The 11,125-nt window shown below is 55.7% G+C and carries 8 protein-coding genes; 3 read left to right on the plus strand and 5 right to left on the minus strand.

Annotation, left to right across the window (positions count from 1 at the left end; translation table 11 throughout):
* Positions 1–1,074 (plus strand): hypothetical protein (locus G438_RS12440; protein ID WP_034285029.1); only part of this gene is annotated, 1,074 nt, incomplete at its 5' end.
* A gap of 31 nt (positions 1,075–1,105) precedes the next feature.
* On the opposite strand, the gene G438_RS11870 is transcribed toward G438_RS12440, so the two are convergent.
* The 3 genes from G438_RS11870 to G438_RS0103535 all read right to left on the minus strand — a co-directional run bounded on the left by G438_RS11870 (position 1,106) and on the right by G438_RS0103535 (position 7,410).
* On the minus strand, positions 1,106–2,386 hold the full coding sequence (locus tag G438_RS11870) for an FHA domain-containing protein (protein WP_051259250.1): 1,281 nt from the start codon (positions 2,384–2,386) through the stop codon (positions 1,106–1,108).
* Between the two features lie 15 nt (positions 2,387–2,401).
* Complete coding sequence (locus tag G438_RS0103530; protein WP_026460183.1) at positions 2,402–3,262, minus strand: PP2C family protein-serine/threonine phosphatase; 861 nt, start codon at positions 3,260–3,262, stop codon at positions 2,402–2,404.
* A gap of 146 nt (positions 3,263–3,408) precedes the next feature.
* Complete coding sequence (locus tag G438_RS0103535; protein WP_026460184.1) at positions 3,409–7,410, minus strand: type VII secretion protein EccC; 4,002 nt, start codon at positions 7,408–7,410, stop codon at positions 3,409–3,411.
* Positions 7,411–7,566: 156 nt separating this feature from the next.
* Between G438_RS0103535 and G438_RS0103540 the strand changes: the two genes are divergently transcribed.
* The gene (locus tag G438_RS0103540; RefSeq protein WP_026460185.1) at positions 7,567–8,928 is read left to right on the plus strand and encodes a hypothetical protein; all 1,362 of its coding nucleotides are present in this window, start codon (positions 7,567–7,569) and stop codon (positions 8,926–8,928) included.
* A complete protein-coding gene (locus tag G438_RS0103545) occupies positions 8,925–10,112 on the plus strand; it encodes an FHA domain-containing protein (protein WP_026460186.1) in 1,188 nt (395 codons plus the stop codon). The genes G438_RS0103540 and G438_RS0103545 overlap by 4 nt, the downstream gene beginning before the upstream one ends.
* Before the next feature lie 291 nt (positions 10,113–10,403).
* Here the strand turns inward: G438_RS0103545 and G438_RS0103550 are convergent, their stop codons facing one another.
* On the minus strand, positions 10,404–10,688 hold the full coding sequence (locus G438_RS0103550) for a WXG100 family type VII secretion target (protein ID WP_026460187.1): 285 nt from the start codon (positions 10,686–10,688) through the stop codon (positions 10,404–10,406).
* A gap of 23 nt (positions 10,689–10,711) precedes the next feature.
* Positions 10,712–11,023, minus strand: coding sequence for a WXG100 family type VII secretion target (locus tag G438_RS0103555; protein WP_026460188.1), 312 nt, complete (start codon positions 11,021–11,023; stop codon positions 10,712–10,714).
* Positions 11,024–11,125 lie beyond the last annotated feature (102 nt).

The following is an 11,125-nucleotide window of genomic DNA, read 5'->3' on the forward strand; positions in this document are numbered from 1 at the left end:
GTCCTTGCTGCTGCTCTTCTTGTCGTACTTTCGGCATGTACCACCACCCCAGCAGCACAAGAAGAGGAAACACCCACCCCCGTCCTATTTACAGCCACCACCATGACCGCCGACACCGTCACCGCGACACTGCCGGTCGGATGGAAAGAAATCCCCCAAGGACAATACGGCCTCGGAAGCTACGTCGCCTCACCCAACGGAACAAACGACACTTCCGTACCATCCATCAGCCTGATCCAGTTTGACCCACAAAATATCTCATTAAGTTACGGCCAAATCGCACCCGACACCTACGACCTCGACGCCATTGTCAACCGTTCATTATTCGATTTGCGAAAAGACACCCAGTATTCGAACCTCACTGACCTTGGCACCCGCACCATTGGCGGTGCCCCAGCCAGAGGCTACGTCTATGTTTATACCGATGATGGTGTATCCCACCGCACCGAAAAATGGCATGTAGGTCGCCACGACGGACTATGGGATGTCCAACTTAGGTCAGCAGACAACGACACCACATTCCCACCCGAAATCTACGACATCCTCAACACCATCACCTGGGCCACACCGACACCCACCCTATTTACAGCCACCACCATGACCGCCGACACCGTCACCGCGACACTTCCGGTCGGATGGAAAGAAATCCCCCAAGGACAATACGATCCCGCAAGCTACGTCGCCTCACCCAACGGAACAAACGACACCTCCGCACCATCCATCAGCCTATTCCGTTCTGACCCAGAAAATCTTTCATTCTCTTACAAGCAAGCCACACCCGACACCTTCAACCTCGACAACATCTTCGGCAACAGATTCGCTGACATATGGAGAAATGAAAACAACTCAGATGCCACTGACCTTGGCACACGTACCATTGGCGGCGCCACTGCACGCGGCTGCTCTTTCACTGAAACCGTTGACGGCATATCCCACCGCACCGAAATATGGGAGTTAGGTCGCCACGACGGACTATGGACCATCCAACTCAGATCAGCGCTAAATGACACCACACTCCCACCCGAAATCTACGACATCCTCAACACCATCACCTGGACCACCCCCACACCGTAACGCCCAGCACGCAAAGATCCGCAAGCGCCACCTATGTCCAACGAATGCGGAACTCTATGGATACGCCTTCACCAAGATCAATGACGTCTCCATCAGCCAGGGTCACGGTATTCATGGGAGCCACTTCTTCCAATACCCCCTGTGCTCGCCGCAGAAGCGTTCCATTGACCGACCCTAGGTCCATCAACGACCATGCCCCTGGGTCAAGTGCCAACACTGCGCAGTGCGAACGCGAAATTTCATTGTCGGGGCTAGGGACTTTTAAGGCAATTGCCTCCATTCGCCCAGGAAGCTTATGCGTATCCGGGGCTCGCCCAATCACCACATCTCGTAAAACCTCCACTGGTGCCGATCCCGCGTAAATCAGAAAAGCACTGGACTGCGCCACAGGTAGTGCCTCTGGCCGCCGCATCACGGTCGCTTCGACATCTATCTGGTGTTGCATACTGTTCCATGCGTTTTCCAATGCCTGTGGGGTGATCGTAGCTTCCAATGCTTCCGGATTTGCCAACGGCTCGCTTGTCGAAGTTGCTGTTTGGTTGCTCGCTGGTGGTTCGACCTCCATCTGTGGCAGCACGGGATTGGGCGCAACGTCATCGGGCACCCATAACTGCGGCGCAGGAACAGGCAGCTCTACCGCCTCGTGGAAGACACCCGTTGGTGGAGCGAAGGACGATGGCTGTGCCGGGCCTGGAGCAGGTGAGGAAGGCGGGGTAAATGCCACTGGATGACCAGTTGGTGGAGCGAAATCCACTGAAGACCATGCAGTCGGCGCAACTACAGCAGATTCAATGGGTGACAATGATTCAGCACCAGGCACACCCTGGTCTGCGATAGGTTGCGTAGTCGGAGTCGGCCCTGCAACGGTTGACGTATTCATCAAAGGCGCCGTATTACCAGTGGGAGTACCGATACACACCTCATTCGCGTGCGTACCAGATTGAATCACAGGCATCCATGCAGCCAGACTGGGGTCGCCGATACGCATCATGATGCAGTCGTACAGGGCTGGATCAATGGGCTCCCCCCAAAGATGATCTCGCACCTGTACAGGAGCACCAGAGGCAGGAACCAATTGCACGGTCGCTCCTCCAAACACACTAAGATACGCCACAGGGTGCGACGTATCGAGGAACGCAAGCGGTGTCCCTAAGGCCCTGTGGTGCTGTAACCACCCAACAACATCTTCCCGCCCGTTCAACACCTGTTGTGCACTCGCCGCAACAAAAACGGGGACAAGGGCGACGCCAGACACCCCGTAGACAGCCACAGAACCGGCGCCTCGGGTCATGTATTGACTGATGTGCAACATATTTATTCCGCCTTCTTAGGCTTTGCGACGAACCGTCGCAGTGGGAATAGGAGTGACAGAGTAAATGGGACGCGCAGTACCTTGGATCGTGACCAAAGAGTGATCCCCCACCACACGTTGCGCCTCGACGACGATGACAGTGGCGTTATCGCGCGTTCCTGCACCCAATGCCCGTCGTATTAGTTCAGCAGCAATGCTCTGCGGATCTTGCCCTTGTGTCACTACCTCAGCAATCACCTCGTCGGTGACAGCACCGTGCATACCGTCGGAGGAGATCACCAGGTAATCGCCTTGGCGCATCGGCACCCGAAAATAATCAGCACTGGGGATCCCAGCCATCCCCGCCCCTAAGGCACGCGTGACGACATTGCTAGGCGGTAAAGGAACAGATATTCCGGTGGCAGCTTCGAAATCGCGCGCCTCTTGTCGGGCCGAATGATCTTTAGTGATTTGCTGAATATTGCCATCGGCAACCAAGTAAGTTCGCGAATCGCCGATATTAAAAATTAGCCAGTATGGCACAGGCGGTCCCAGGAGCGCCATCGCCCCCGTTAACGTCGTACCTGGAGAACGGTAGGGATCCGAAGAGTGCGCCAAAGCTGCAACCTGCTGCGCCGCCTCGGTAATCGCCGCTTCGACATCGTCAACTGTCGGCACCTTGCCTTCGAGCGCTTCTTGCCCCAGCCGTTGCCGAAGCACCCGCAAGCCCGTCTGAGATGCCCGTTCACCGCCCGCATGTCCGCCCATACCGTCGGCGACAGCAAATAGCGGCGAGGCAGCAACCCACGCGTCCTCGTTCATTGAGCGCACGGGACCAATATCGGACGCAGCACCCCACCGTGTTGCTACCACCGATCCGAGTCTGGATACGTCCATCCAAACCCCCTCAGTATTGCTGGCCTGCACAAGGTACTACGATACAGCCTTCCGCGTGCGGCAGCGGGCACTTATCCACAAGTGTCATGTCGCAGCCCATCCCAGCGTGGCGTCGCAAAGTGGGTACGAGCATTCAGGTGACGGATTCACATTTGCCGAGGCGTCCACAACATTTGTGCCATGAACTTTCCATTGTCGCGGGACACGATTTGCGCACGTCCTGGGGGTAGTTTCATTGGCTTGACACCGCCCGCGATCGCACCTTCAACTGGATCACCTGATAGCAGGATGCACGTTGCACCCAATTCGCCAAGTGTCTGCACCACAGGCTCATAGAGTGTGCGGCCAGCACCTCCGCTTCTGCGTGCGGTCACAAGGTGCAGACCAATATCGGAGGCTTGCGCCAATAATGGTACTAGCGGTGACAACGGGTTGTTCCCTGTCGAGGAAATGAGGTCGTAGTCATCGACCAGTACCCATATGTCGGCGCCTGACCACCAGGATCGGTCGCGAAGCTGTGCTGGGGAAACATCATCTCCTGGTAGGCGTGACTGTAGGTACAGCGCTAATTGCGCGATACCTTCGGCTGCGCTATCGCGTGTGGTGTGGGTGCTGAGAAGGTAGTCGTCGCTGATATGCCCCATCATTGTGCGCCGTGGGTCAATCAGGATAATTGCCGCCTGTTCAGGCGTATGTGTACGCATGATTTCTGAGGCCAACGAACACAGGAAAGTCGTCCGACCAGACTTGGAGTCACCAAAAAGATACATATGGGACTCGCGTGCAGTGTCGAAAAGTAATGGCCCCAAGCGGTTTTCTTCGATACCCAAAATGATGGCCTTGTCAGCCACGTTGGCCTTCGCCCGCACATCTTCACTAGTAACCCGCTCTGGAAGCAGACGTAGTTTCGGGCCAGCCACGGTGTGGGCAGCAATCTGTTCCAGACAGTGCGCCACACCTTCGGACAGGGTATTTGGGTCATGGTCGCCGTCAATCCTTGGCAGTCCAACCAGTATGTTGAGTTTGGCGGTGTTAATTCCCCTACCTGGTCGTTCCGCTGGAATGAGTTCTGCCCGCTTACGGTCAATCCTGGAGTCGGCAGCATCGCCCATACGCAATTCGATGACGGACCCAAATGAGTCATCCATCTGCATTCGAATATCATTCCATCGACTGGTCGCCAGGATAAGGTGCACACCATATGACAGGGCTCGGGTGAGTAATTCTTGTATGCGCACATCAAGGCCGTCGAATTCCACACGCATTGCGGCCCAGCCGTCAACAACGAGGAATACATCCCCATAACCGTCGTCCCATCGACCTTCGGCGCGTCCTTTCCGGTAGGCACTCATTGAGTCGATCTTGTGACGCCGGAAGTAAGCTTCGCGATCAGCGATGATGCCTTCGATCTCTGCCAGCATTCGGTTCACTAGGTCTTTACGGTCACGAGTGGCCACCGCTGCAATATGTGCGGCACTGTCGAAGGGGGTGAATGAACCGCCACCTAAGTCAATGATGTAAAACTGTACTTCCTGTGGTGTGTGCACAAGTGACAGCGCCATGACGACGCTGCGCAGCGTTGTCGATTTGCCTGACAAGGCACTACCGATTACTGCCATGTGCCCGTTAGCACCAGAAAAATCAAAGGTGAGCACATCACGGCGCTGTTCAAGCGGCACGTCCACGACGCCCAGTGGAATCCTCAGCGGGCCACGTGAGCGCCAGGAAGGAGACAGCAAACCGTGGCCGTCAACTATTTGAAGGTCAGGCATCAGCGAATCAAGCGTATCGGGCACATCCAATGGTGGTAGCCACACCTGATGAGCTGGTGTTCCTTTTCCAACCATGCGTGCCACCGCAATGTCCATCTGCGTCATATCAGCCCACTGGGCATCGCCTGGAAGTTCAATCGTTTCGCTTACTTGGGGGGCGTCCACTGGATCTCGTTGCAGGACGGGGGCAGTCGTAAAAGGTAGGACCCTGATGGGTGCTGCCGCCATCCCCGCTTGCTGGGTGGCAGCTTCTTTCCGAGGCGGTGGCGGGGCAGCCACATAGGATGCCCTGAAGCGAATCATTTCGTCAGTACCGGGCTTGAGGTAGCCGACACCAGGAAATGACGGCAACTCATACGCATCGGGCACGCCGAGGACTTCGCGGGATTCACCGATCGAGAAGGTACGTAAACCAATTCGATAGGACAAATGTGAATCAAGTCCACGTAAGCGCCCCGACTCAAGGCGTTGTGATGCGAGCAGAAGATGGATTGACATTGAGCGACCAACGCGGCCCACCGTGGTAAAAAGTTCCAAAAACTCTGGTTTTGCGGTGAGGAGTTCCGAGAACTCATCCAGAATGATGAATAAGGCAGGAAGCGGCGGAAAACTGTGTTTTCCGCTCAGTCGATCCGCTTCATAAGTGGTGACATTGGCATAGTTCCCAGCGTCCCGTAGAAGCTCTTGTCGACGAAGCATCTCTCCGCGAAGAGCATCTTCCATGCGATCGACCAGCGACAACTCTGATTCAAGGTTAGAGATCATTGCTGAAACATGGGGAAGATCAGCCATGCCTGCGAAGGTTGCGCCGCCTTTAAAGTCCACCAGCACAAAATTTAGTTGCTCCGGCGAATGCGTCAGCGCCATAGCGATCACCATCGTGCGGAGCACTTCGGATTTGCCTGAACCTGTGGCGCCGATAAGCAATCCGTGCGGACCCATACCAAGCTGCGCTGACTCTTTGATGTCGATGACGACTGGCAGGCCTTCGGGGGTGACCCCAAAGGGGACACGCAGGCGATCACGCCCTTCACGCCGTCGCCATTGGGTATCGGGATCGAAATCTCTGATATCCCCCAAGCCAAGTAATTCCAAAAGGTCCGCTGAACGTTTCGGGTCCGATGTGCCAAGGGGTGTATCGGAGCCAGGAAGTTCTGTCTCGTCCCACGCGGTCATCCGACGTGCGATTGCCTCTGCATGTGCGATACCCATAGTGTCTGGGGATGCGATGATGGGTTCTTGGTCGACGAGAACAAGTTCCATTTTGCCGGGGTCATCTTGGTGTTGAGCGGGATGAAGGATCATGCGCAATGTCGCTCGTGATGTGAGTGGCCCCCAGGTACTCATTGCTTTAATAACTGTTACGCCAGCAGTGCCTTCAGTTGAGCCGAGACGCTGAGTCAGCGGCAAATTCGCACCATCAGTGATGAGCACAAGGTGTGGCCAGTCGGTATCTGCTGACCGTGGCCTGAAGGCTGGACGTTGGGAATATTCTTCGCCGAGCATGTCATAAAGGTCAGCGGCATCTGTGCACACCATACGTGCTGGACCTAAGGCGTCACTGACGTGGGCTGATCGTGCATGAGGAAGCCATTTCACCCATTCCCATTGGTCAAGGTTATCTTCGGTGCACAAGACGGCAATTTTTAGCGAAGTCGGTGGAACGAAGGTACACAGGTGCGACACCATTGCCCGAATTTGGCTGCGGGTAACGTCGTCTGATCCTGCGACTTCGATGGTGGAAAAATCACCGATGACGATACCAAAAGGAAGGTCGTCAACGGTGGAGAATGCGTCAAGGAACCGCTTCATTGCTGAGTGGCATACAACGTCAGGCTGCGCCAGTGGTGGAAGCTGCGGTTCTTCCAATTCCATTGACAGTGTTTGGGTCGATGTTCCAATACGCACCTTGAGCGCAGCATCATCGCCGACTTCGCGTTCCCACAGGCGGGACTGTTCGTGGGCAATAAGGACAAGAGCATCAGGGCTGGGAAGGAACCAGTTGATGTATCGGCGCTGTTGTGTGGCAATAGTGCGCACGCTTGTGCGCGTTTCGGCCAGGTAGGCCAGATATTCCCGTCGACTATCGTTTACCTTGCGCCGATGGCTGCTGATTTGCCGATAGATATTGAATCCGATCATTGACACCATTGCGACAACCATGGCGCCTGCCATCAGAAGCATGCGTGTATTCGTTCCTTGAGACATCGCCATGAACACCATGACGCCCATGGAACCAACCATCGGGATCATCGTGGCAAGGATATTGCCCATGCCGCCAGATTCAACTTGATCAGGTGGCGGTTGTATTGGGATGGTCCCTGTGGGTAGCTCTGGTGCCGTATGTTGGGTGCTTTGGGTACCAAACCGGGCCATTCCAATTCTCCTGCGCAGGTATGTGCGGCTACGCGCTGAAGATGCATAGCTCGGTACTCATCCTATCGTCGCAGCGGCGACTTCTTGCGAGTAGAGTACTGAGTCTAGATGTATATCCCTCCACAACACACATCCTGAGCAGACACGGAGGACCCTGTGGGCAGTGCGATGGCTTCAGCGACGATCGTTGACGGCGAACAACGTACCGACGTCGCAGTGCCGCGTGGGACAACTGTTGCTGGGATAATGGCAATGTTGAAGTTGAATGCCTCTCAGCCTGGGACTCACCTCACGCTTTCCGATGGCACCCCTTGTGATCTTTCCAGTGTGATTGGTCGCGATATTCCTGCCGGCTCCGTATTGGCTGTGGTTGATCGTCCTGCCCCACATGGCGACCGCATCACTGCTGGTGGCAATGTTTCAGGACGCTCTTTGCGACCACTATTAGCTGCAGTGTCTCTACTGTTTCTTATGTATTCTCTGCAGCTGCTCGTGCTCGTAGTCCCTCTTGCGCTGCCCGCCGTTTACGGGTCCTTGATTGCCGAGGCGCCTCTGCCCGTTCCGCTTCGCCTAGCGGTTGCGCTTTTCACCGCTGCGTTAGCATGCGCGGCATATACTCGCCTGCGTGCCTATCCGCTAACGAGCCTGTTTTTCCCTCTCACTGTGGGGATTTCCGCACTTGCTTTGTTGGACCCAAAGTCACCAACCTCGTTCTTGCTGGCATTTCCTGTCGTTTTCTGGGTCGCATTGGTAGCCTCTGTGATCCTGTGGTCTTTTGGCCGCAACGAAGCTGATGCCGCTTCAGGTGCCGTCTTCGCGACGCTTGCTGCCGTTTCTACAGCGATTGTTGCCACGTCCATTGCATACACGATCTGGGCGCCTATTGTGCTGGCGCTAATCGTTGCAACGTTGCCTTTACAACCGTCGGCAGCGCTGCGTATCCCACAGTCTCAGCTGATCGATCTTCCGTTGGTCCTCACTTCGGCGCCACGTGTACGCTTTTTTAAGACCACCGCCCCATCGCGCATCACCTCCCGCAGGGTGGAGTATTCGCGGACCACTGCAGATACACGCGCGTTGGTGCTGATGACAGCATCTATGCTCCTCGTTATTGGTTGCATACCCGCACTTAGCGGCATCGTCGATTTTCATAGTTGGTCCGGTATTGCAGGTGCAGGCGCAATGTTATGTGCCGCTGGCGGACTGTTTTTAGTACCGCGCACCTGGCGAGCTCCCCTGCTGCGCGTTTTCCCACGCATTGTCGCGTTGCTTATTGTCGTAATGTTCTTCGCGTCGCCTCCTGTACAGGAGGAAGTAGGGATTAGGCTGGCACCGGTGCTGTTGTTCGCCTTGGCAACCGTGGTGATCGGCGGACATATTCTTCACATACGTATCGGACAATCGGCACTGCTGGGACGTGTCGGCGATATCTTCCAAAGTATCGCCTTAACCTGCGTGATTCCAACCGCAGTTGCCAGCACCGAGCTATTCCATCTTGTCAGGCAGGTGGCCTCATGACTTCTCCAGCACATCATTCGCAATTCGGGCAAGCATTTATGCCAACCGTTGCAGCGCATTCGAAGCGGCGTGGTCTCCATGACGAGACTCTCCCAGAGAACTTTGCTCAGCCTGGCCAGCGGATACTCGCCTATGTCGTTGATTCTGCGTCTTTCTCGCTCGCCCTATTAGGCACATGGCTCTTTGTTCCATCGCTCCCCATTGTCGCCATTGTCGCCGCTGAGCTTGTTGTTGTGATGGCATTGGTGTGGGCGAGGACAGGTCGCACGGTTGGTGCGTGGGTTTCACGCATCGCGTCAGTCCAGTCCGGTTCCTCTGTTGCCCCAGGTTTAAAGCGAGCATTCGCCTACTGGAGCGTGTGGACCCTATTCCACATCACACTCATCGGTCCGTTGTTGTCTTTGGTGTTGAGTAAGGCTGGACGGACGTGGCTTGATTCTCTTGTGGGCACGACGACGGTTGACATGCGTCATCCCTTTGGCCGGAATTATGACGCTGCACTTCAGCATTCACATGGTGTGTCTGCTGGTCAGTTGTCGGTTGATCCAAGGCAGGGTCAAGTAGACGTTGACCGCCGTTCGAGCGTTGCGCGGCCAGACGTTCCACTTCCTACCCGGGCCGAGGTGCAGCGCGCTGCCACTGCGCGCGCGCAGCAGTGGACCGTTGGATATGGGCCAACTTCTACCCCACCAAGCCCCGCTCACGCCAGTGAGGCGTCTCCTATTAGCACTTTGCCACCTACGACCAGCAATACCCCACTGGCCGCCACCACTGTGCCACCTACAACCAGTACGATACCGCCCGCGCTTACTCCACCAGCACCTCTTCCTGCTGCAGCAACTCCGGTGTCTCCACCTGTAGTTGCGTTGGACACTGGGGAACGTATCCCTTTAACAACCCCCATTGTTATCGGGCGGGCACCAACTGATCAGCCGGGTTACACGACGGTCGTCATACAGGACGCGACCCGCTCTTTGTCGCGCACACATCTGCGTATCGGATTCTCTGACGCAACTGTGTGGGTTGAAGACACCCATTCAGCAAATGGCTCGTCGCTTCAAGTGTCCAATGGACATCTTGTCAAGCTGGAACCTGGTCGAAAGGTGACCGCTGAAGTTGGTGCAAAGGTCATCATGGGCGAGCGTACACTCGTCATTGAAGCGTCTGGCACTGCATCTTTGTGAGTATCAGTCGTCGTGTCTTTTGCGCCACAACCATCGCACCGTGTCGCCCAAGACGTTACTTAAGTGAGTTGGCAAAATGTCGGACCTCTTGGCCGAGTGTCATTCGGGTAGACGATACGCGAGTAGAACGGGCGAGGTATTGGACGAAAGTGGCGTATCAGTAGCCGAAAATGGCGGATTTTCAGGACACAAATCCTTGAAAATCCGCCATTTCGTGTGGCTATTGAAGTGCGAGAAAACGCCTGTTGACACAGCCGCTTTCAGTGTTGGTGACGCTTAGGCATCGCACGTTCAGTCGAAGCGAACCGCTCCACGGCGATCCATTGACGAGTAGTCTTGGCCAGCGGCATCCACCATTTGTGCGATGCTTGCCAGAACTTCGCGCATACCGGACATCCCTTCGTCCCACTGCGCCTTCGCTGCCGCATACGCCTGCTGTGCATCACCTTCCCAGGACGTCCTGAGTATCTCAAGGTCCCGGGTCATCGTTGCCATCGTATTTTCGATTTTGGCAGCGCCCGACGCAATATCAGCAGAGGTGGTGGCCACGGTTGCAAAATCAACCCTCAGTGTCATCTTCGTTCTCCTTCAGTGATGATTCAGCCTAGACGTGCAGCAAGACGGTTAAGCGCTTCCTGCTGCTGTTGATCGGTCGCATCGAAATCGGCTTGTGTACCGCGCAGGTTTTGTTCGAAACCTTCGAGAGCCCCGTTCACCTTTCGCGTGGACGCATTCCACGTCTCCATCAAACGGTGGAATGCAAGCGCTGCTTCACCAGTCCACCCGGAACCGATGCGGCTTACGACCGCTTCAACCTCCGCGATATGCTTTGCAAGCTCTTCGCGTGACGCTGCAACGACATCTGCACCACGAATAATTGCACCGTCTTCAGCAAGAATATGACCTGCCATTATGTCCTCCATGTTGTGGGTCGAGGTCGGCCACGGTAGCCGTGCCCAACATGACAGCTCTCACACTACCCACTCAAATGCCCTTTCGTCTACGTGCGCCAC

The organism is Schaalia suimastitidis DSM 15538, assembly GCF_000429105.1.
In the GTDB taxonomy this organism is placed as follows: Bacteria; Actinomycetota; Actinomycetes; order Actinomycetales; family Actinomycetaceae; genus Pauljensenia; species Pauljensenia suimastitidis.